20 protein-coding genes are annotated in these 22,446 nt (G+C 39.3%); all 20 read left to right on the top strand.

Annotated features, from left to right (window positions below; all coding sequences use genetic code 11):
• The first annotated feature begins 60 nt into the window (after positions 1-60).
• On the top strand, positions 61-2,091 hold the full coding sequence (gene ftsH, locus TY13_RS18475; RefSeq protein ID WP_042479036.1) for an ATP-dependent zinc metalloprotease FtsH: 2,031 nt from the start codon (positions 61-63) through the stop codon (positions 2,089-2,091).
• Positions 2,092-2,372: 281 nt separating this feature from the next.
• Positions 2,373-3,140 (top strand): type III pantothenate kinase, encoded by a 768-nt coding sequence (locus TY13_RS18465; RefSeq protein ID WP_042479034.1) that lies wholly within the window; start codon positions 2,373-2,375, stop codon positions 3,138-3,140.
• An 18-nt stretch (positions 3,141-3,158) separates the two neighbouring features.
• Entirely contained in the window at positions 3,159-4,043 is an 885-nt protein-coding gene (hslO, locus tag TY13_RS18460; RefSeq protein WP_042479033.1) for an Hsp33 family molecular chaperone HslO, read from the top strand.
• Positions 4,027-4,983, top strand: coding sequence for a peptidyl-prolyl cis-trans isomerase (locus TY13_RS18455; protein WP_042479032.1), 957 nt, complete (start codon positions 4,027-4,029; stop codon positions 4,981-4,983). Before hslO ends, TY13_RS18455 begins: the two co-directional genes overlap by 17 nt.
• Before the next feature lie 516 nt (positions 4,984-5,499).
• Positions 5,500-7,230: an ABC transporter substrate-binding protein gene (locus TY13_RS18450; protein WP_042479031.1), complete on the top strand. Its 1,731-nt coding sequence runs from the start codon at positions 5,500-5,502 to the stop codon at positions 7,228-7,230.
• A gap of 195 nt (positions 7,231-7,425) precedes the next feature.
• Complete coding sequence (locus TY13_RS18445) at positions 7,426-8,385, top strand: ABC transporter permease (protein ID WP_042479030.1); 960 nt, start codon at positions 7,426-7,428, stop codon at positions 8,383-8,385.
• A 27-nt stretch (positions 8,386-8,412) separates the two neighbouring features.
• Positions 8,413-9,333 carry an oligopeptide ABC transporter permease gene (gene opp4C, locus TY13_RS18440; protein WP_042479029.1) on the top strand — a complete coding sequence of 307 codons (921 nt, stop codon included), beginning with the start codon at positions 8,413-8,415 and terminating at the stop codon, positions 9,331-9,333.
• 8 nt (positions 9,334-9,341) lie between these two features.
• Positions 9,342-10,325, top strand: a complete 984-nt coding sequence (locus TY13_RS18435; RefSeq protein ID WP_042479028.1) for an ABC transporter ATP-binding protein — start codon at positions 9,342-9,344, stop codon at positions 10,323-10,325.
• On the top strand, positions 10,322-11,293 hold the full coding sequence (locus TY13_RS18430) for an ABC transporter ATP-binding protein (RefSeq protein ID WP_042479027.1): 972 nt from the start codon (positions 10,322-10,324) through the stop codon (positions 11,291-11,293). Before TY13_RS18435 ends, TY13_RS18430 begins: the two co-directional genes overlap by 4 nt.
• Positions 11,294-11,407: 114 nt before the next feature.
• Positions 11,408-12,337: a cysteine synthase A gene (cysK, locus tag TY13_RS18425; protein ID WP_042479026.1), complete on the top strand. Its 930-nt coding sequence runs from the start codon at positions 11,408-11,410 to the stop codon at positions 12,335-12,337.
• A 302-nt stretch (positions 12,338-12,639) separates the two neighbouring features.
• Positions 12,640-14,046, top strand: coding sequence for an anthranilate synthase component I family protein (locus tag TY13_RS18420; protein WP_042479025.1), 1,407 nt, complete (start codon positions 12,640-12,642; stop codon positions 14,044-14,046).
• Positions 14,043-14,618 carry an aminodeoxychorismate/anthranilate synthase component II gene (gene pabA, locus TY13_RS18415; protein WP_042479024.1) on the top strand — a complete coding sequence of 192 codons (576 nt, stop codon included), beginning with the start codon at positions 14,043-14,045 and terminating at the stop codon, positions 14,616-14,618. The genes TY13_RS18420 and pabA overlap by 4 nt, the downstream gene beginning before the upstream one ends.
• Positions 14,619-14,624: 6 nt before the next feature.
• Positions 14,625-15,482, top strand: a complete 858-nt coding sequence (pabC, locus tag TY13_RS18410; protein WP_042479023.1) for an aminodeoxychorismate lyase — start codon at positions 14,625-14,627, stop codon at positions 15,480-15,482.
• On the top strand, positions 15,476-16,327 hold the full coding sequence (gene folP / locus TY13_RS18405; protein ID WP_042479021.1) for a dihydropteroate synthase: 852 nt from the start codon (positions 15,476-15,478) through the stop codon (positions 16,325-16,327). Before pabC ends, folP begins: the two co-directional genes overlap by 7 nt.
• Positions 16,327-16,698, top strand: a complete 372-nt coding sequence (folB, locus tag TY13_RS18400) for a dihydroneopterin aldolase (RefSeq protein ID WP_042479020.1) — start codon at positions 16,327-16,329, stop codon at positions 16,696-16,698. The genes folP and folB overlap by 1 nt, the downstream gene beginning before the upstream one ends.
• On the top strand, positions 16,691-17,203 hold the full coding sequence (gene folK, locus TY13_RS18395; RefSeq protein WP_042479019.1) for a 2-amino-4-hydroxy-6-hydroxymethyldihydropteridine diphosphokinase: 513 nt from the start codon (positions 16,691-16,693) through the stop codon (positions 17,201-17,203). The genes folB and folK overlap by 8 nt, the downstream gene beginning before the upstream one ends.
• 133 nt (positions 17,204-17,336) lie before the next feature.
• Positions 17,337-18,314, top strand: a complete 978-nt coding sequence (gene dusB, locus TY13_RS18390; protein ID WP_081797048.1) for a tRNA dihydrouridine synthase DusB — start codon at positions 17,337-17,339, stop codon at positions 18,312-18,314.
• A gap of 355 nt (positions 18,315-18,669) precedes the next feature.
• Positions 18,670-20,172 carry a lysine--tRNA ligase gene (gene lysS / locus TY13_RS18385; protein WP_195891724.1) on the top strand — a complete coding sequence of 501 codons (1,503 nt, stop codon included), beginning with the start codon at positions 18,670-18,672 and terminating at the stop codon, positions 20,170-20,172.
• A 154-nt stretch (positions 20,173-20,326) separates the two neighbouring features.
• Complete coding sequence (locus TY13_RS18380; protein ID WP_042479015.1) at positions 20,327-21,310, top strand: hypothetical protein; 984 nt, start codon at positions 20,327-20,329, stop codon at positions 21,308-21,310.
• A gap of 400 nt (positions 21,311-21,710) precedes the next feature.
• On the top strand, positions 21,711-22,001 hold the full coding sequence (locus tag TY13_RS18375; protein WP_042479014.1) for a hypothetical protein: 291 nt from the start codon (positions 21,711-21,713) through the stop codon (positions 21,999-22,001).
• Positions 22,002-22,446 lie beyond the last annotated feature (445 nt).

The raw sequence follows: 22,446 nt of genomic DNA, 5'->3' as shown, positions 1-22,446 counted from the left end.
AATGAACGTATGTTAAGATTTTATCTATAGTTTTTCTGTTATGTTGTGAGGAGGCTGGGGATGAATCGAATATTTCGATATACCATATTTTATTTATTAATTTTTCTCGTAATAGTCGGGATTTTTGGCACAGTAAACGGCAGTAACTCTGCGGTTGAAGAGCTAGATTACAAAAAGTTTTTTGCAGAGCTGGAGTCTGGTAATGTTGATTCAGTGATGATACAGCCAGCGAAAGGCGTGCTCTCAATTGTTGGGGAATACAAAAAAACCAACGCGGATGAGGCAAGCAAAAAGTTTACACTAAATATTTTACAAAATGATGAGCAAGCAAAAGAGCGTATTTTCAATCTTGAGAAAGACTACGGTATCAAGGTTGAGCATGCGCCAGAAACTAGTGGATGGGTAAACTTCTTTACAGGTATTATTCCATTCATCATCATTATCATTTTATTCTTCTTCTTGTTGAGCCAATCACAAGGTGGCGGTAATAAAGTGATGAACTTTGGTAAATCAAAAGCTAAGCTGTATGATCAGGAGAAGAAAAAAGTTCGTTTCAATGATGTAGCGGGTGCTGATGAAGAAAAAGCAGAGCTAGTAGAAGTTGTGGACTTTTTGAAGGATCATCGCAAATTTACTGAAATCGGCGCACGTATTCCGAAGGGGATTTTACTTGTAGGTCCTCCTGGTACGGGTAAAACTTTACTTGCACGTGCTGTAGCTGGTGAGGCTGGCGTTCCGTTCTTCTCGATTTCAGGTTCTGACTTCGTAGAAATGTTCGTTGGTGTAGGGGCATCGCGAGTACGTGATTTGTTCGAAAATGCAAAGAAAAATGCTCCGTGTATTATTTTCATTGACGAGATTGATGCAGTAGGTCGTCAGCGTGGTGCGGGTCTTGGCGGTGGTCACGATGAACGTGAGCAAACGTTAAACCAATTATTGGTTGAAATGGATGGCTTCGGAGCGAATGAAGGTATTATCATCATCGCTGCAACGAACCGACCAGATATTCTGGATAAAGCGTTATTACGTCCAGGTCGTTTTGACCGTCAAATTACAGTTGGGCATCCTGATGTAAAGGGACGTGAGGCGATTTTAAAAGTGCATGCGCGCAATAAGCCACTAGCAGATAGTGTTGATTTAGCAGCAGTAGCACAGCGTACGCCAGGTTTCTCAGGTGCAGACCTTGAAAACCTATTAAACGAAGCGGCACTTGTAGCAGCTCGTAAAAGCAAAAAAACAATTAATATGACTGATATTGATGAAGCGTCTGACCGCGTAATTGCAGGTCCAGCGAAGGCAAGTCGCGTTTACTCACCAAAAGAGAAAAAGCTTGTTGCGTTCCATGAGGCTGGACACGTAGTTGTAGGTTTAGAGCTTGATGAAGCAGATACGGTGCATAAAGTAACAATTGTCCCTCGTGGGCAAGCGGGCGGTTATGCAATTATGCTACCGAAGGAAGAGCGCTTCTTTACAACACGCCAGGAGCTATTTGACCGTATTGCTGGTTTATTAGGTGGGCGTGTTGCAGAGGAAATCGTACTTGGTGAAGTATCAACAGGTGCACATAATGACTTCCAAAAAGTAACAAGTATCGCACGTGCAATGGTAACAGAGTATGGAATGAGTGACAATCTTGGTGCAGTTCAATATGGCTCAAGCCAAGGTGGTAATGTCTTCTTAGGACGTGACTTTAACTCAGATCAAAACTACTCAGATAAAATTGCTTATGAAATTGACAAAGAAATTCAAAATATTGTCGATTCTCAATATGAGCGTACAAAACGCATTTTAACTGAAAAACGTGAGCTATTAGATTTAATTGCTAACACATTAATGGAAAAAGAAACATTAAACGCGCAAGAAATCGAGCATTTACGTGACTTTGGTAAATTGCCAGAAGCAGATGAAGAGATTGTGAAGGAAGGGCCTGCTGAGAAAGTGGCAGAGGCACAACCAACATTAGAAAAAGCTGGTTCTGCAACGGTTAATGAGGAGGTTGTAGGTGAAGCAAAATCACCAACAACGGCTGATTTACCACTAGAGCATAAGCCTCTAGATAAAACTGTACAATCAGACGAAGAGCGCAAATAGTAAAATGAGCTGATGGGAAATTTAATTTCCCATCAGCTTTTTATATTTTGGGGAGGTATGATGAATTCCAGAGAAATTCATCACTTTAAAATGACTACTAGGTTAAAAAACAAATCTTTTGCCTCTTATACGAATAAATGGTGCAACGCCATGCTATTTGTTAAATCAATGCTGAGTTATGGTGTTGAAACCAAAAATACTAGACAAAATAGCATATGTTTTTGCTTTGATATGGTATGATTTTATGTAAAAATGAAAATGGGCTGGTAGGTGTCGTGTAGATGATTTTAGTAATGGATGCGGGCAATACGAATATTATTTTTGGTATATATGATAATCATCAGCTTCTGCATAATTGGCGCATCGTAACAGAGCGCAGCAAGACGGAAGATGAATATGCGATGCAGTTGAAAGCATTTTTTTCTCATGAAGGCATTTCATTTGAACAAATAGAAGGAATTATTATATCCTCAGTTGTACCGCCAATTATGTTTGCCTTGCAAAGAATGTGTGAAAAATATTTCCGTATTAAGCCACTTATTGTTGGACCCGGAATAAAAACAGGATTAAATATAAAATATGAAAATCCCCGTGAGGTTGGGGCAGATCGCATAGTCAACGCTGTAGCTGCTTTAGCGGAATATGGCACAGGTCGCCCATTAATTATTGTGGACTTTGGCACTGCTAACACATATTGTTATTTAAATGAAAATGGTGACTATATGGGTGGAGCGATTGCACCAGGTATTGCGATTTCGACAGAGGCTTTATACACGCGTGCCTCAAAGCTACCGAGGATTGAAATTGCACGTCCTTCACAAATTGTTGGCAAAAATACGGTTGCAGCAATGCAGGCAGGTATTGTTTATGGCTTCATTGGCCAAGTAGAAGGTATTGTTAGTCGTATGAAGCAGCAGAGTAAAGAAGAGCCTTTAGTTATTGCAACGGGAGGTTTCGCAGAATTAATTGCAAATGAAACGCAAATAATTGATATTGTGGACCCGTTTCTAACTTTAAAGGGACTTTATATTGTATATCAACGAAACTAAAAGGAAAGAGGATTTAACATGAATGATTATTTAGTAAGAGCAATTGGCTTTAATGGACAAGTGCGTGCATTTGCAGTACGTACGACAGAAACGGTAGGAGAAGCTCAACGTCGCCACAACACATGGCCAACAGCTTCAGCGGCTCTTGGTCGATCAATGACAGCTGCAGCTATGATGGGCGCTATGTTAAAGGGCGATGATAAGCTAACAGTGAAAATTGAAGGTAATGGACCTATTGGACCGATGATTATTGATGCAGATGCGAACGGTGATGTGCGCGGTTACGTAACGAACGGACAAGTGCACTTTGATTTAAATGAGCAAGGAAAATTAGATGTGCGCCGTGCGGTAGGAACAGAAGGTGCACTTACAGTAGTAAAAGATTTAGGGCTTCGTGATATGTTCTCAGGTCAAACACCAATTGTATCGGGAGAAATTGCTGAGGATTTCACTTACTATTTTGCGACAAGTGAACAAGTGCCTTCATCTGTAGGACTGGGCGTCTTGGTAAATCCAGATAACACAATTTTAGCAGCTGGCGGCTTTATTTTACAGCTAATGCCAGGTTGTGAAGAAGAAACAATTGATGCGATCGAAGCGCAGCTAGCATCGATTGAACCAGTATCAAAAATGATTGAAAAGGGCTACACGCCAGAGCAAATTTTAGAAGCGGTACTGGGAGAAAAAGGCAATATTCAAATATTAAGCTCAATGCCTGTGCAATTTAAATGTCAATGTTCAAAAGAGCGTTTTGGTGCAGCAATTCTTGGTTTAGGTGAAGCGGAAATTCAAGAGATGATTGACGAAGATGGCAAAGCGGAGGCACAATGTCATTTTTGTTTAGAAACATATAATTTTAGCCAAGATGAATTGGAAGGCTTCATTAATGAAATCAACGCGTAATATTCGCACAACACCAACTACACCAATAAAAACGCCTCTTTCACAACGTCGTTTAAAAACAAAACCAGCATTAATGGTACTTGCAATTTTACTAGCAGGAAATTTATTTTGGTTTATTATGTGGCTCTTGCCATCGAAAGACAAGTCGAATAATGATGAGGTCGTTGCAACGATTGATGGAGATAATATTACACGTCAGCAATGGCTTGCTAAAATGGAGAGCATGTACGGTAAAGAAACTTTACAAGGCTTAGTCAATGAAGCTGTAATGGATAAGGCAGCAAAGCAGCATAAAATTAGCGTGTCCGATGAAGAAATTGATTTGGAGCTAGCCTTAATGCGTTCTGCACAAGATACGACAGACCAAACATTCCAAAGTCTATCTGACAAGGAATTGCGTCAAAAAATTCGAACGCAGTTAATTTTAGAAAAGGTATTGGCGAAGGACATTATTATTACGGATGAAGCGGTTGAAAACTTTTATAAAGATAATCAATCGCTTTATAATATACCTACATCGTATAGAACGAGTATGATTGTAGCGGATTCTAAAGAAAATATTGATAGCGTTCTACAAGAATTGGAAAACGGCTCGGAATTTCCTGTGTTAGCCAGAGAGCGCTCTATCGATACTCCGTCAGCCAGCTTAGGTGGCGATATTGGCTTTATTACGGAGCAGCAAGCTAATATCGATTCAGCTATACTGAAAGCTGTAGCAAAGCTAGAAAAAGGTGCGACAAGCGATGCTATCGTTTTAGGTGATGGTCGCTATGCCGTTTTACATGTTAGTGAAATTAAAGAAGGTCAATCTTTTACATATGAAGAAGTGGCTGAGCATATTAAGCGTGTATTAGCAGTAGAGCAATTATCTGCTAGCATTACGCCAGAAATTTTCTGGGCAGACTATAAAGTAGATTGGTTTTATGGGGAAGCGAAATAAAGTGAATGGCAGTCTGGTGGAGTTTTCTTTAACAACCACTAAGCCTGTTCATCTAAATTGCTACAGGATAAAATAAAAAGAGGTATAGGAAGGCGGAATTTCAAGTCCCTTTCCTATATCTCTTTTTTCCTTTAGGGGGAATTTTGGTTGTATTAGTGTTGAATTTACTTATTAAGCATTAATTTTTAAAAATTTTATAATTCCTATTGATTTTATAAGGATTGATTAATATAATAGTTTTATCCCGTATTAACAGACTGTAAGACCCCCACTGTAAAACAGCAGATAAAATCGGGATGTTTAAGTGGAGAATCAAACAGCCTGTAAAAACCCGATTGGTGAAACTACCAATCAGAGGAGGATGAGGAAAACCCCCCTCTGATTGAAGGTTCACTTTATTGAAAATTGATTCGCGAACCTCAATTTCAGCAATATACATAGAAAGTTATTATTTTTTTACGCATTAAACCAAGTAAATTTATAAGTTAAATAAAATTAGAAAGTAGGTAAAGTTTTATGACTTTGAAAAAGTTTGTTAGTGCAGTAGGGATTATTGGTCTGAGTGCATTGCTTGTAGCATGTGGCGGAGGGGATTCGGCTACTAATACGAATGAGCAAAATGTTGCGGCAGGGCAATCAGATGGCGTACAAAAAATTATAGTTGAAGATGCATTTATTCCAGCGGAAAATCCAGCGGCTTCTCCGGAAATTGCTGTTAAACGTGGCGATACAGTTGTTGTAGGCTTGCAAGAGCCTGGCGGTGTGTTTACTCCTTATTTCAATACAAGTGGTTATGATGGAAATGTACAATCTGTTATGTTTGAGCCTTTAGTAGATATTAATGAAAAAGGTGAAACAGTAGCAGGTTTAGCAGAGAAGTGGGATATTTCGCAAGATGGCTTAGTATACACATTTACTTTGCGAGAAGGGTTAAAATTTGACGATGGCACGCCATTAACAGCGGCAGATATCGAATTTACGTTGACATTATTACATGATCCAGCCTATGCAGGAAATACAGATATTACAGAGGCAAGCATCGTTGGTGGATTAGACTATAAAAATGGTGATGCAGCGAGCGTTTCTGGTATTAAAGTAATTGATGAACGTACAATTGAAATCGCAACAGATAAAGTAAATGCACGTACTTTACGATTACTAGGAGGCTCAGTCCTGAAAAAAGATTACTATGGCAATGGCTATGTAAAAGGTAATTTAGATTACTTAACACCATTACATCAAAAGCCAATTGGGGCAGGGCCGTATCGCTTTGTCGCTTATTTACCAGGGCAAGAAATTCGTTATGAAGCGAACGAATATTATTATGGTGGCGCACCAAAGGCAAAAGGCTTTATTTATAAAACGACTGTTGGTGATGCTCAGCAATTTTTCCAAACTGGTGAGCTAGATTATAGTGCATTAGCAGCGAACCAAGATAATTTTGAATTTTTACAAGCATTAGGTTTTGCAGATATTAATATTTATACATCTTCTGCATATAGCTATATGGCATTTAACCACGAGAAAGAAGTATTTAAAGATCCAAAAGTGCGTCAAGCATTTTCATTAGGCTTAGACCGTCAAACAATTATTAGCACATTCTATCAAGGGTTTGCACAAGTAGCAAACGTTCCTGTGTCACCGACTTCTTGGGCGTATACTGCAGATGTAGGTTCAACTGCTTATGATCCAGAAAAAGCAAAGGCTTTATTAGAGGAGGCAGGTTGGGTTCTTGGTACAGATGGTATTCGTGAAAAAGATGGTAAAAAATTAACTGTATATTACTTCACAACAGCAGGCGGTTTAGGTGATACGTTAATCCCGATTGCGAAGGAAAACTATAAAGAAATCGGTATCGATTTACAAGTCGAGCAAATGGATTTTAATGCATTATTAGCACGTGTTGATAAAGGTGACCATGATTTAGCTTCCTTCTCAACACCAATGCTACCAGATCCATATAATGGTGTTGAAAGCTTCCACACAAAGAGCACTAATTCAACGTTTAAGGGCTTTGGTAATGAAGAGATTGATGCACTAATTGATGCAACAGTTGCAACAAATGATATTGCAGAACGTACAGCTGCATTCCATGAATTATACAAAGCGTTAGACGAAAATCCACCAGTGATTTATATGGGCTATACAAAAGTGTTAAGCGGTGCTAATGCGCGTATTGAAGGCTTTACGCCAAATGGTTACCGTGGTATTGCAAGTAGCTTACGCAATTTACGATTAGCGGAATAAAAAACTGAATTCGTAAAAGCATTGAAAAATCCGCTTTACTTGTCGGAAAGAAACTATATAGCTCTCCTATTTAAAGGTGGTCTATCAGTTTAATTTTCTGAATAAGTGGAGGCGGATTTTTTCTTTCAGTTTGTCTATTGCGTTCTTACTGCCCGTTTATGTGGGATAAAATATAAAGCAGAGAGGAATGAGTTGATGAAAGGCTATGTTGTGAAGAGGCTTTTTTATATGATTCCAACATTATTTGGTGCATCAATATTAATTTTCTTTTTATATTCCTTAGTGCCAGGGAATTTCATTGATGCAGATCAAAATTTAACGGCTGAACGAAAGGCGGAATTGTACGAATTACATGGTTATAATGAGCCTGTTGTCATCCGTTATTTTATTTGGCTAAAAAATTTATTAAAAGGCGATTTAGGCTATTCGCTACAGTTCCAATTGCCAGTTGGTGAAGTAATTGGGAATTACATATGGAGTTCATTTATCGTAGCGTTAGCATCGTTAATTTTAACGTGGTTCATCGCTATTTTAGTCGGAATTGTATCGGCGATTCGACAATATTCAATATGGGATACATTTATAACGATTATCGTATTTGCTGCAATGGCAACACCTTCATTTTTCTTAGGGCTAGTGATTATTAAAATATTTGCAGTAGATTTAGGGTGGCTACCAGCAGGGGGCATGATTTCCACGGGTAGTAATTTTACTGGCTGGGAATACGTAAAAGATGTTGCTGAACATATGATTTTGCCAGTGCTTGTGTTAACGATGCTTGGCATAGGTGGTTTAACACGTTACTTCAGAACAAATATGCTAGAAGTTATTAAGCAAGACTTTATGCGCACTGCTCGTGCGAAAGGATTGAAAGAGCGAGTTGTTATTTTCAAGCATGGCTTACGCAATGCATTATTACCAGCTATAACATTATTTAGTTTTGAATTGCCTGCATTATTTGGTGGCGCAATTATTACGGAGCAAATCTTTAATTGGCCTGGAATCGGCGCTATTTATATGCAAGCATTCTCAGTACGCGATTATCCACTGCTTATGGGCTTCACAATGTTTATCGCAGTGTTAACTGTATTAAGTAATTTATTGGCGGATATTTTGTATGGGATTGCTGACCCACGAGTGCGAGTGAAAAAATAACAGTAATTCAAACGAGGAGTTGAAATTGTGGAGAGTAGTGCTGTAACGCTGGAGAAAAATAAAAAGTTACCTAGGTCGTCTTCGTTATGGCGACAAATAGCAAGGCGTTTTTTACAAAATAAAATGTCCCTTATTGGTTTGGCATTTTTAATATTTATTATTTTATTTTCTTTTATTGGCCCCTTTTTTTCGCCATATGTAAATTTAGGGGTCGATCCAACGAATATAAATCAATCGCCAAGTGCGCAACATTGGTTAGGAACAGATAAATTAGGACGCGACGTATTAACGCGTTTAATGCTAGCTGGACGTATTTCTTTATTAGTAGGATTAGGTGCGATGGTAATGTCGGTTGTAATCGGAGGCGTCTTAGGCATTATTTCAGGATTTTATCGTGGTATTGTCGATCAAATAATTATGAGAATTGCGGATGTTTTAATGACTTTGCCTGGATTGCCACTATTATTCATTATGGCGGCGATTTTATCGGAGTGGAAAGTGCCAACTGAGTATCGAATTTATATCGTGATGCTAATGTTAAGTATTGTTGGCTGGCCTGGCTTAGCGCGACTTGTACGTAGTCAGATTTTAAGCTTGAGTGAACGTCAATTTATGCAAGCTACAGAAGCGCTTGGTTTGCGAGATACACGGAAGTTGTTCAAGCATTTATTGCCGAACATTATACCATTGTTAATTGTGTCAGGCACATTAAGTGTCGGTGGAGCAATCTTGAGTGAATCGACATTAAGCTTCTTTGGATTAGGTGTTGTGCCACCAGATGCATCATGGGGAAATATGATTACTTCGGCTAATTCACTTCTTGATTTCCAAAAAAGACCTTGGTTATGGGTTCCACCTGGCTTAGCCATATTTTTAACAGTTATTAGTATCAATTTATTAGGAGATGGACTACGCGACGCGATTGATCCAAATATGAGAAGGAGGTAGAGACTGCTATGGGAAATACGGTATTAGATGTTAAAAATCTATTAACACAATATTATACGAATGGTGGCGTCATTAAGGCTGTTGATGATGTCAGCTTTTCCATCCCAAAAGGGCAAACGGTATGTTTAGTAGGTGAATCAGGCTGTGGAAAAAGCGCGGTCGCTATGTCCATTATGGGGTTAATTGATGGGGGTTCAGGTGGCATTAAAAATGGCGAAATCTTGTTTGAAGGAAAAGATTTGTTGAAGTTGAAAAAGCACGAGCTACGACAGCTTCGTGGTAACGATATTTCAATGATTTTTCAGGAGCCTATGACTTCCTTGAATCCTGTACTGACAATCGGTGGTCAAATTATGGAGCCATTGATGGAGCATGAGCTGATTTCGAAAAAGGAAGCAAAAAAACGAGCATTGGAGTTAATCGAGCTTGTTGGTATCGGGCGCGCAGAGGAAATTTTTAATAGCTATCCTCACCAATTAAGCGGTGGTATGTTACAGCGTATTATGATTGCTATCGCTTTAGCATGCTCCCCTAATTTACTTATTGCTGACGAGCCAACAACGGCCTTAGATGTAACGATTCAAGCACAAATTTTAGATTTACTTCGTTCGTTAAAAGAGCAAAGGGATATGTCGATGCTCTTGATTACACATGATTTAGGAGTAGTTGCAGAGGTAGCAGACTATGTCATTGTTATGTACGCAGGGAAGGTAATTGAGGAAGGTCCTGTTGTAGAGCTTTTCAAAAATCCGAAACATCCGTATACGAAGGGGCTATTGAAGGCTAAACCAGTTATTAATCAAAGACAAGAGGAGCTATATACAATTGCAGGGCAAGTTCCGAATTTAGCTACTTTAACACCATCTTGTTATTTTAGTGAACGTTGTGAGCAATGTATGGCTATTTGTAAGGAGCAAATGCCAAAAATCAATGATTTAGATAATGGGCAACGTGTAGCTTGCTGGTTATACGAAGAGGTGACGACAGTATGACGAATGAAGCGCCATTAATAGAAGTGAAAAATTTAAAAAAATATTTTGGTGAAAAGGGTGGACTATTTCAGCGCAATGTGAGTGTAGTGAAAGCGGTAGATGATGTTAGCTTTCAAATTCATCGTGGTGAAACATTTGGCCTTGTAGGAGAGTCAGGTAGTGGTAAAAGTACAATTGGTAAAAGCATTTTACGTCTTCAGTCAATTACTGAAGGAGAAGTACTATTTGATGGCAAAGATGTGCACAAGCTGTCGAATGCAGAAATGCGCAATTTACGCCCTAAAATACAATTTATCTTCCAAGATCCATATAGTTCGCTAAACCCACGTATTCGAGTTGGTGATGCAATTGGGGAAGCGCTACTAGATCACGGTCTATGTGAAAAGCATGAAGTAGCGAGTAAAGTAAAGGAAGTATTAGAAATCTGCGGATTATCTGAATATCATATGAATCGTTATCCACATGAATTTAGCGGTGGTCAGCGTCAACGAATCGGCATTGCGCGGGCAATTATTTTGCAGCCAGAATTTATTGTTGCAGATGAGCCTGTATCAGCGTTAGATGTTTCCATTCAAGCACAAATCATCAATTTATTCAGCAAATTACAACGTGATAGAAATATTACTTTTCTTTTTATATCGCATGATTTAAGTGTAGTGGAGCATCTATGCTCTCGCATCGGCGTACTGTATTTAGGGACAATGATGGAATTAGGTAGTCGTGAACAGCTTTATAGCAATCCATTGCATCCATATACGAAGGCTCTTTTATCGGCTGTGCCAATACCAGACCCAACATTAAAGCGCGAGCGCATCATTTTAAAGGGGGATATTCCAAACCCTGCAAATCCTCCAAGTGGTTGTAAATTTCATACGCGTTGTCCATTTGCAACAGAGCGTTGTAAAGTAGAAGTGCCTGAATTTAAAGAGGTTGAAAGTGGTCGTTTCGTTGCTTGTCACCTTGTGTAAAAAAATTTTTTGCATTACATCATGAATGCGTTGACAACTTCTATACTTAATTGGTAATATGTGAATTAGGTAAAGTCTATAAACTTAGTAGGAATTATAGAGGGGATGAATGTGATGAGTAAATTAGCAAATTCGATTGCAGATTTAGTGGGTCGTACGCCGATTGTTAAATTAAATAATGCAACAGGTGAAAATGAAGGTACTGTATATGTAAAATTAGAATACTTTAATCCAGGGAGCTCTGTAAAGGATCGTCTTGCTTTAGCGATGATTGAAGCAGCTGAAAAGGATGGTTCATTGCAGCCGGGTGGTACAATTATTGAGCCAACAAGTGGTAATACAGGAATCGGCTTAGCAATGATTGCAGCGGCAAAGGGCTATAAAGCAATTTTAGTAATGCCTGAAACAATGAGCTTAGAGCGCCGTAATTTACTTCGTGCGTACGGAGCTGAATTAGTATTAACACCTGGTCCAGAAGGAATGAAGGGTGCGATTGCAAAGGCTGACAGCTTATCGAAAGAGCATGGCTATTTCTTACCGCAGCAATTTGAAAATGCGGCGAACGCTGAAATTCACCGTCTAACAACAGGTCCTGAAATCGTAGAAGCATTCGAAGGCTTAAAGCTTGATGCATTTGTAGCGGGTATCGGTACTGGTGGTACAATTACAGGTGCAGGTGAAGTACTAAAAGAGAAATATCCAGAAATCGAAATTATTGCAGTAGAGCCAAAGGATTCACCAGTGCTTTCTGGCGGTAGCCCAGGTCCACACAAAATCCAAGGTATCGGTGCAGGCTTTGTACCAAAAGTTCTAAACACAGAGGTTTATAGCTCGGTATTCACTGTTGAAAACGAAACAGCATTTGAAGTAGCTCGCAAAGTAGCTCGCGAAGAAGGTATTTTATGCGGTATCTCCTCTGGTGCAGCGATTCATGCAGCAATTGAAACAGCAAAACGTCTAGGTGCTGGAGCAAACGTATTAGCGGTTGTGCCATCGAACGGCGAACGCTATTTATCAACACCACTGTATCAATTTGAAGATTAATTATAATGAATAGGGTGTGGGGAAGGCAGGTGGATATCTGTTTTCCTCACACTCTTTTATTTTCTAAGAGCTTTTGTAACACTTCTTAATTACAATTAACATCAGTTTGCTGCATAAAATATTTATAAATTAGTGGCACCGTAATTGTTTGATATACAAACAAGTGAAATTTTAGTTTAAAGGTTCATGCTAATTGCAGGAAGTTTTTGGCTTAGGTACTAATCATATGTTTGTTATAAAATTGCTATTAGCATTTTCTACGTTTTTCGAGTTTAATAATATATGTAAAGGGGTGTTACTATATGGACAAATTACAATGTGTTACTTTATTTATGACAAAGGATGCGTTTTTTTATAGTTATAAAGAGCAAACGATATTAGAGAAAAAGCATGCGTTTTTAGAAAGTGGTCGCGGTGGGCGATATTCGATAGCGGCATGGAATCCATTCGCTACACTATATGCTAAAAACGACGGTTTGCAAATCGAAGAGCAAGGTGGAGTACGCTTTCAGCAGGGCGAGCCTTTAGCGTTATTAGAAAAATATTTACAAGCATATGAGCTTGGGAAGCAGGACGAGCTACCTGATTTTCAGGGGGGAGCAATTGGCTTCGTATCGTATGATTATGCGCGCCAAATCGAAAGCTTGCCAACGATTGCGGTAGATGATTTACAGGTACCAGATATTTATTTTTATGTTTTCGAGTATTGGGCAGTGTTCGATGCAGAAACAAATCGCGTGATATTAATGAAGCGCCCTGAAAGTACAATTGACTTGCAGGAGTGGGCACTTAGATGGCAAGAGGCGGCAGAGCAAGGGCTAGGAAAACGTTTATTCCACGCCGAAAGAGCCACTGAGGTGACGAATGATGAAAGTGAGCTATCCGTTTCATTTTTAGGTGAAGAATTTGAACAAGCTGTTCGCAAAACTCAGGAGTATATTGCGCAAGGTGATGTGTTCCAAGTGAATTTATCCGTACGTCAGGCAAAGCCCTTGCATGCCGCGCCAATCGTTATGTATGAGGCAGTTCGTTCATTTAATCCATCTCCATATATGGCTTTTATCGCATCGCCAGAGTTTGCAGTTGTCAGTGGTTCACCAGAATTATTAGTAAAACGTAAGGGAGCGTCATTATCAACGCGCCCTATTGCGGGAACACGTCCGCGTGGGCAGTCTGAGGAAGAGGATATTCGCCTAGCAAATGAGTTAATTGACAATGAAAAGGAGCGCGCGGAGCACGTAATGCTCGTTGATCTTGAACGCAATGACTTAGGAAAAGTAAGTCGCTATGGCACTGTAGAAGTGGATGAATTTATGGTCATTGAGCGCTATTCCCATGTAATGCATATCGTGTCAAATGTGCGTGGTGAAATTGCGGAAGGGCAAACGAATGCAGATGTGATTCGAGCAATGTTCCCAGGCGGTACGATTACTGGGGCTCCGAAAATCCGAACAATGGAAATCATCGAGGAGCTAGAGCCAGTGCGTCGAGGGCTATACACAGGTTCAATTGGCTGGTTAGGCTTTAATGGTGATATGGAGTTAAATATTGTTATTCGTACAGCTTACATTAAGGACGAGACGGCGTATATTCAAGCGGGGGCTGGCATTGTCATCGATTCGATTCCAGCGAATGAATATATCGAATCACTTAATAAAGCGAAGGCAATGTGGCAAGCAAAAGGTATGGCTGAGGGGGTGTTAAAATGATTTTAATGATTGATAACTATGATTCATTTATCTACAATTTAGTGCAATATTTAGGTGAGCTTGGAGAAGAGCTAAAGGTTGTACGCAATGATGCAATCACATTAAAAGAAATTGAGGAGCTTGCTCCAAAAATGCTAGTTATTTCACCTGGACCTTGCACACCAAACGAGGCAGGCGAGAGTTTGAATATTATTCGTCATTTTGCGGGGAAGATACCTATTTTAGGTGTGTGTTTAGGACATCAAGCCATTGCACAAGCTTTTGGGGGCAACGTTATTCGAGCCGAGCGTCTAATGCATGGAAAAACGTCGCCTGTTTATCATAATGGGGTGGGTTTACATCGTAAAAATGCAAGTCCATTCGCGGCAACACGCTATCACTCACTTATCGTGGAAAAGCATTCGTTGCCAGATTGCTTAGAGGTAACATCATGGACAGAGGAAGGCGAAATTATGGGTTTGCGTCATAAAGAGCTTGCGATAGAGGGTGTACAATATCACCCAGAGTCAATTATGACAGAAGATGGAAGGCAGTTACTCAAACAATTTTTAGAACTGTACTGTAAGGAGTGACGCCAGATGATTTGTTGGATGAACGGTCAATATCTAGAGGCAGAAGAGCTTTCAATATCGCCATTTGATCATGGTTTTTTATATGGTTTAGGTTTTTTTGAAACGATGCGTACATATCATGGTGTGCCAGTGTTTTTACAAGATCATTTTCACCGTTTAACAGAAGCGCTTAATTCATTTCGTATTTATATGCCATACACATTAAATGATATTGCAGAAGTGATGCAGCGCTTAAATGAGTTAGAAGGTGGTAATGACGGCTATTTTCGCATTAACGTATCTGCTGGAGTGCACGATTTAGGTCTTGCTACGGCTGATTATCCAAAGCCGAATGTTATCGTTTTTCGCAAGCCGCTTGCTTTGCCAGAGCGAGGAACGGAGAAGCAAGCTGTTTTGCTAAAAACAGTACGTAATAAGCCAGAAGCAGAGATTCGCTCAAAAAGCCACCATTATGGCAACAATGTGCTAGCGCGTATGGAGCTGCCGAACTTAGCGAGCTATGAAGGCTTTTTCTTAAATGAAGAAGGATATATTGCAGAAGGAATTACTTCGAATATTTTTTGGGCTAAGCATAACGTGCTTTATACCCCATCTTTGGATACGGGCATACTGCCAGGTATTACACGCAAAATAGTAATGGCACTAGCTGGAGCTGTAGGCTATGAAGTGCGTGAAGGTCTATTTGATCGTCATGATATAAAAGAAGCGCACGAATGCTTTATTACAAATTCGATACAGGAGCTTGTACCAATTTCATCGCTTGGTAAGAAGTCCTTTGCTGGGGCTGAGGGAGCTATTTATCAACGCTTACATCAAGCCTATATAGCTGAGATACGGGAAATTGTAGGAGGTAAAACATGCTAGAACATTATATAAGTCCGCTTGTATTAAATGGCATTGAATTAGACTTTCATAAGGAAACGGTTATTATGGGCATTTTAAATGTGACGCCTGATTCGTTTTCTGATGGAGGAAAATATAATTCAGTTGATGCAGCTGTTATGCAGGCTAAGCGTATGGTTGCTGAGGGCGCAAAAATTATAGATATCGGTGGAGAATCTACAAGACCTGGACATGTACCTGTTTCGGAGGAGGAGGAGCTTGAGCGCATTCTCCCTATTATCCGCGCATTAGTGAATGAGGTACCAGCAATTATTTCAGTAGACACATATAAAGCGAATGTCGCGAGGGCAGCAATTGAAGCAGGGGCGCATATCATTAACGATATTTGGGGTGCGAAAAAGGATCCGAAAATTGCACGGGTTGCGGCAGAGCTAGGTGTGCCAATTATTTTAATGCATAATCGCCAAGATGAAAGCTACATTGATTATTGGGCGGATTTCAAAAAAGATATGCAGGAAAGTATTGAAATTGCAAAGCAGGCGGGTGTACTAGATGCACACATTATTTTAGATCCAGGCATCGGCTTTGTGAAAAATCTGCAACAAAGCATTGAAACGATGCAGCGTTTAGATGAACTCGTAGCATTTGGCTATCCAGTGCTTCTAGCGACATCTCGCAAGCGAATGATTGGCACGATACTTAATCTCCCTGTAGATGAGCGTGTGGAGGGAACTGCTGCTACTTGCGCATTTGGCGTACAAAAAGGTTGTCATCTGATGCGGGTACATGATGTGAAGGAAGTCGCTCGTACAGTGAAAGTGATGGATGCATTAGTAGGGAAGTTTGAAGTAAAGGGTGAGTTATAATGGATTATATACATTTACGTGATATGCAATTTTTTGGCTATCATGGTGTGCTAAAAGAAGAGAACGTTCTTGGTCAACGCTTTCGTGCATCAGTATCCTTGGCTGTTGATATTCAGCAAGCGGGGCAAACGGATGATTTAGAGGATACTGTAAGCTATGTTGGCGTTTATGATATTTGCAAAGAAGTTATTGAAGGAAAGCCATTCAAGTTAATTGAAGCGGTAGCAGAAACTGTAGCATCTACTATTTTACAGCGCTATGATGGGCAAATTTTTGGCTGTCGAGTAGAAATTATTAAGCCAGACCCACCAATTCCAGGCCATTATAAAGAGGTAGCTGTTGAAATTGTACGAGGTAAGTTTTATGAATGATGTATTTTTATCAATCGGCACAAATATTGGTAAGCGTGAAGAAAATTTAAAACAAGCAGTACAGTTGTTGAAAAAACAAGTAGATGTAATAAAAGTCTCATCTATTTATGAAACTGCCCCGGTAGGCTATACAGACCAGCCTTCTTTCTTAAATATAGCTGTACACATCAAAACAAAATGGAATGCTGCAGAAACGCTTGTTGTTTGCCAATCGGTTGAAAATGAACTTGGGCGAGTGCGTGATATTCGTTGGGGTCCACGTATCATAGACCTTGATATTCTGCTTTTTAATCATGACAAAATTGAAACGGACAGCTTAATTGTGCCACATCCGCGTATGTATGAGCGCGCCTTCGTTTTAGTACCGTTAGTAGAAATTAGCGAAAGTTTTGAAAGTGGGCAAATGACACAAGCTCGTGATACATTAGATAAGTTGGACTTACAACAAGAAGGTATTACTCTGTGGAAAAAAGCAGAGGATTTTAATAGAGAAGGGAATGTCTGAAAAGTTATTTTCAGACATTCCTTTTGCGATGAGTAATCGCAGAAGTAAGAGGGACACCCCGTTACAAAAATAGAAGGAGGAAAAGGCAGTGAGCAACGTACAGCAAAAGCCATTTCAAATTGCAGACATCGTCATGGACAACCGCGTCGTATTAGCCCCGATGGCTGGAATTTGCAACTCGGCTTTCCGTTTGACTGTAAAGGAATTTGGTGCAGGTTTAGTTTATGCAGAAATGATTAGCGATAAAGGAATCGTTCAACGTAATGAAAAAACACTTGGTATGCTTTATATAGATGAACGCGAAAATCCATTATCTTTACAAATTTTCGGTGGCGATAAAGAAACATTGGTAGAAGCAGCGAAATATGTAGATGAAAACACAACAGCTGATATTATCGATATTAATATGGGATGCCCTGTTAATAAAATTATTAAATGTGAAGCGGGTGCGCGCTTATTATTAGACCCGAATAAAGTATATGAAATGGTAGCGGCAGTAGTAGATGCAGTGAAAAAGCCTGTATCTGTGAAAATGCGTATCGGCTGGGATGACCAGCATATACTCGCAGTTGAAAATGCACAGGCTGTAGAGCGTGCAGGTGCGGCAGCAGTGGCTGTGCATGGTCGTACCCGTGTGCAAATGTATGAAGGTAAAGCAAACTGGGATATTATTCGGGATGTTAAGCAAAGTGTCAGCATTCCTGTACTGGGAAATGGTGATGTGGAAACGCCTCAAGACGCAAAGCGCATGCTCGAAACAACAGGTGTAGATGCAGTCATGATTGGGCGTGCGGCACTAGGTAACCCGTGGATGATTTACCGTACTGTAAAATATTTAGAAACAGGTGAGCTAAAAGATGAGCCATCTATGCGTGAAAAAATAGATGTATGCTTATTACACTTTGAACGCCTAATGAAATTAAAAGGTGAGAAAATTGCTGTACGAGAAATGCGTGGTCATGCTTCGTGGTATTTAAAAGGCATTCGCGGCAACGGTAAAATCCGCAATGCGATTAACCAAGCTGAAACGAAAGAAGATTTATACATGCTATTGAACGGTGCCGTGGCAGAATACGAAGAACAAGGTAAGCTAATCAAAGAAATCGTGTAGAAGTAAGAGGGCATGTCTAAAAAGGTACTACCTTTTCGGACATGCCTCTGCTTTTTAGTTCGATTGATCGAATTTGGTGGTTTCGTGAGCGAATTTCGGTGTTTAATGAGCGAAAGCAGGTATCTTGCGGGCGAATTCACCTATCTTATGAGCGAATTATTACTTTTGAACCGGGGGCTTTGATAGACATCATATATCAGCAATCACAGCTCAGTGCCATAATAAAATCGCAAATTTCGACAATACAATGGCGGAGTCGATATTTTTGCTAGGAAAAGACTAAAAAAGATGAATCCACCCCTAAAATTGTGTACAATAATAAAATATGGACAAAGCAGACTAATCAAATATAGGAGTGAATAACGTGTCAAATATAGAAGAATTAAACGACCAGCTTTTGGTGAGACGCCAAAAGATGACAGATATTCGCGAAGGCGGTCTTGACCCATTCGGTAGCCGTTTTGAGCGCACGCATTTATCAAACGAAGTGGTAACGGAGTTTGATGTTTTCGATAAAGAGCAACTAGAGGCAGAGCCAAAAAGCGTAACAATTGCAGGTCGTATTATGACGAAGCGCGGCAAAGGGAAAGCTGGCTTTGCACATATTCAAGATTTAGGCGGTCAAATCCAAATTTACGTACGTAAAGATGCTGTCGGTGATGAAGCATACGAATTATTTAATAAAGCAGATCTTGGCGACATCGTTGGTGTTACAGGTAATGTATTCCGCACACAAGTAGGTGAGCTTTCTGTTAAAGCAACAGAATTCACATTTTTAACAAAGGCTCTACGCCCTATGCCAGAGAAGTTCCACGGCTTACAAGACGTAGAACAACGTTACCGCCAACGCTACTTAGATTTAATGACAAACGAAGAAAGTAAGGAAACGTTTATCGCTCGCTCTAAAATTATTCGTGCAATCCGCAACTACTTAGATAATCATGGTTATTTAGAAGTAGAAACACCAATGCTACATACAATTGCTGGTGGTGCAGCGGCACGTCCATTTATTACTCACCATAATGCGCTTGATATGGAGCTATACTTGCGTATTGCGATTGAGCTACATTTAAAACGCTTAATCGTAGGTGGCTTAGAAAAGGTTTATGAAATTGGACGAGTATTCCGTAACGAGGGGATTTCTACACGTCACAACCCAGAATTTACAATGATCGAATTATATGCGGCATATGCAGATTATAAAGACATTATGGATTTGACAGAAAACCTTATTGCTCATGTAGCACAAGAGGTACTTGGTACAACGTCAATCCAATATGGTGAAGATACAATTAATTTAGCTGTAGGCTGGAAACGTCTGCACATGGTGGATGCGGTTAAAGAAGCTACAGGTGTAGATTTCTGGCAGCCAATGACGGTGGAAGAAGCTCGCGCACATGCTGCTGAGCATGGGGTTGAAATTAAAGACACACATGAAGTTGGTCATATTATTAATGAATTCTTTGAGCAAAAAATAGAAGAAACATTAGTACAACCAACATTCATTACAGGTCACCCGGTAGAAATTTCACCATTAGCGAAGAAAAACCCAGTGGACCCACGCTTCACAGACCGTTTCGAACTATTTATCGTACGCCGTGAGCATGCTAATGCCTTCACGGAGCTAAACGATCCAATCGACCAACGCGAGCGCTTTGAAGCACAAATGGCTGAAAAAGCGGCTGGTAATGATGAAGCACATGAAATGGATAACGATTTCATCGAAGCATTAGAATTTGGTATGCCGCCAACGGGTGGTCTAGGTATCGGTATCGACCGTTTAGTAATGCTATTAACAAACGCACCATCTATTCGCGATATTTTATTATTCCCAACAATGCGTCATATTTCTAAATAAAACGATTAGCAGGAGCCAACTTAAGGGCTTCTGCTTTTTGTTTTAGTTAGCGTTTTATACATCAAAGATAAAGCTATGTATATATCAAAAAGGCCTTATTATTTGCTAAAATTAAAGTAAATTTGAGGTACTAATAATAAAAGAGGGCGATGAGATGAAGTGGTTACCAATAACGTCAATAGCTTTTGTAATTTTAATTATAACGGGCTGTAGTGAATTTTTGGAAGAGGAACTGAAGGTAGAAGATACAGTGGTTACAGAAGGGACTGTTATCGAGGCAGCAGTGACAAATGAAGATGCTATAGCAAAAGGTTGTCTAGTAGGTGAAGTTTATATCGCATCAGAAGATACATGTACTTTACCCTTGAAATGTGACGATAAAACTTCTTGTGCGGCCCGCGGAGATGAATTAGTAACGATGCTAGAAGAAGAGTATGGTTCATTAATAGCTGAGGAGTCGGTCTCAACAGATTTGGAAGGTATCCATGAGCTCTATGTATACGAGATTGATAATGATCAAGAAATGATTCTGACTAATGATGATGTAACAGACAAGGACATGGATTATCATGCAGAGCTATGGTTTGATTTTGCTTGGCTAATTCCTGAGTCTGAACGCCAAGATATTAATCAATTTATTGTATTTGAGAGTGGAGATACATTGGCCTATATGCAGCAGCATGATGACAGTGGGCAATATTGGACGCTTGGCATGAATGAGGAAAATATTGAGCTAGCGTCTGAAACGATGATTACGTATATCCATGAGTATGCGCATTATTTATCCTTAAAGGATGGTGAGCAAAACATTTGGGTGGATTTAGATGCCTGTGATGATGTTTTGATTGAAGGCGAGGGATGCTTTTATGAGGATGCCTATTTAGTGGGTTTTTATGACCGATTCTGGAATCTCCCTAGTGAGTACGAGGAGGATTATGTGTCAGACTATGCCTTCAGCTCTGTTTCAGAAGATTTTGCGGAATCTTTTGCGCATTTTGTGTTAACAAATCAGCCGACAGAGATTAGTACATTGGCAGATGAAAAAATTGCATTCTTTTATGATTGGGAGTATTTTGTAGAATTGCGTGCACATATTTTAACGCGCGCAGCGACATGGTTAGTTCGGGCTGTTGCATAAATTTCCCTTATGACAGCGGTTGTTAGTATGAATTTGTGGACTTTACTAAGTTAAGGGAGAGTAATGATGTAAAGTTCATTTGGGAAATGGAGAAATGCTACAAGCGAAAATACTAAAGTTTCAATATAATAGATACAATCTCGATCGGCTTGTTGCATAGAAAAGTAGAGTCAGCGTTGAGAGCGCCACGTTTGGTTTTTTTAGATATAAAAGGTTCTAGATTATTGGTAGTTTAGACAATTAGGAACGAAACATAGATTTTGTAATGTTTCTATTTTTATTTTGTAAAAAAAGAATAACTTGAGAGTTCACACGATAGAAGGATATGGAGTATAATTTTCTAGTCTTTTATTTTTTGTAAAAAAAATTGGATTAAATATAGCTTTAGTGGAGGTCTATAATGAATTATAGAATTATAAATAAACAAGTATTTGAACAGGCGCAGGTTCGTTCGGTTTCAGATGTAGTATTTACTGAAGAAGAAATGGAAAACGGAATGAAATTAGCCGTTTCTAAAAAAGATGCAACACTTACTTTATTTTTAGTAGATATTGATGGACAGAAAAAGTTTGATGTACGCTGGGATGATTCATCTGAAGTTTTTAACGGTTGGTACTCAGCGTGGGATAATTTTTTATGGTGTTTAAGTATAGTAGAAACACAAAACGAAAAAAGCGGTAAAGAAGAATAATAAGTACAGCAGGAATTCAGGGAGGATTCCTGCTGTACATTTAACTATTGTTCAAAGGGGCGTGATTGAGGAAATAATCAAGTATATTTTAAACTTCTATATTGAAAGGTATGAAATGTGCTGTTATTTCGAATGATTTGAAAATGACGACTATGGATTGTTCTCTTTAATTAGGCATCTATTTGATTGTATAAAGGTTTATATCTATGAAAATTAATTAATATAAATTTTTTTCAAAAAGTACTTGCGCATTATATAGTTTATGTGTTAAATTATTAAACGTCGCCAAGAGAGGTAGAGCAACATGATAAAACATCTACTTCAATTAATGAAATCGCAACTTAAAAAAGTTTTACAAAAGTGTTGACATAAAAAAGTGTTGATGGTAAGATATAAAAGTTGCTGTTGAAACAACGGCGGAAAACATGAACCTTGAAAACTGAAC

Source organism: Bacillus ndiopicus (genome assembly GCF_000612805.1).
Lineage (GTDB): Bacteria > Bacillota > Bacilli > Bacillales_A > Planococcaceae > Metasolibacillus > Metasolibacillus ndiopicus.
This window is presented reverse-complemented; position numbering and strand designations above follow the sequence as displayed.

Bases quoted from the DNA above. Each gene is read 5' to 3' on its own strand.
- ftsH (WP_042479036.1), top strand. From the start codon at position 61: ATGAATCGAATATTTCGATATACCATATTTTATTTATTAATTTTTCTC.
- TY13_RS18465 (WP_042479034.1), top strand. From the start codon at position 2,373: ATGATTTTAGTAATGGATGCGGGCAATACGAATATTATTTTTGGTATA.
- hslO (WP_042479033.1), top strand. From the start codon at position 3,159: ATGAATGATTATTTAGTAAGAGCAATTGGCTTTAATGGACAAGTGCGT.
- TY13_RS18455 (WP_042479032.1), top strand. From the start codon at position 4,027: ATGAAATCAACGCGTAATATTCGCACAACACCAACTACACCAATAAAA.
- TY13_RS18450 (WP_042479031.1), top strand. From the start codon at position 5,500: ATGACTTTGAAAAAGTTTGTTAGTGCAGTAGGGATTATTGGTCTGAGT.
- TY13_RS18445 (WP_042479030.1), top strand. From the start codon at position 7,426: ATGAAAGGCTATGTTGTGAAGAGGCTTTTTTATATGATTCCAACATTA.
- TY13_RS18435 (WP_042479028.1), top strand. From the start codon at position 9,342: ATGGGAAATACGGTATTAGATGTTAAAAATCTATTAACACAATATTAT.
- TY13_RS18430 (WP_042479027.1), top strand. From the start codon at position 10,322: ATGACGAATGAAGCGCCATTAATAGAAGTGAAAAATTTAAAAAAATAT.
- cysK (WP_042479026.1), top strand. From the start codon at position 11,408: ATGAGTAAATTAGCAAATTCGATTGCAGATTTAGTGGGTCGTACGCCG.
- TY13_RS18420 (WP_042479025.1), top strand. From the start codon at position 12,640: ATGGACAAATTACAATGTGTTACTTTATTTATGACAAAGGATGCGTTT.
- pabA (WP_042479024.1), top strand. From the start codon at position 14,043: ATGATTTTAATGATTGATAACTATGATTCATTTATCTACAATTTAGTG.
- pabC (WP_042479023.1), top strand. From the start codon at position 14,625: ATGATTTGTTGGATGAACGGTCAATATCTAGAGGCAGAAGAGCTTTCA.
- folP (WP_042479021.1), top strand. From the start codon at position 15,476: ATGCTAGAACATTATATAAGTCCGCTTGTATTAAATGGCATTGAATTA.
- folB (WP_042479020.1), top strand. From the start codon at position 16,327: ATGGATTATATACATTTACGTGATATGCAATTTTTTGGCTATCATGGT.
- folK (WP_042479019.1), top strand. From the start codon at position 16,691: ATGAATGATGTATTTTTATCAATCGGCACAAATATTGGTAAGCGTGAA.
- dusB (WP_081797048.1), top strand. From the start codon at position 17,337: ATGGACAACCGCGTCGTATTAGCCCCGATGGCTGGAATTTGCAACTCG.
- TY13_RS18380 (WP_042479015.1), top strand. From the start codon at position 20,327: ATGAAGTGGTTACCAATAACGTCAATAGCTTTTGTAATTTTAATTATA.
- TY13_RS18375 (WP_042479014.1), top strand. From the start codon at position 21,711: ATGAATTATAGAATTATAAATAAACAAGTATTTGAACAGGCGCAGGTT.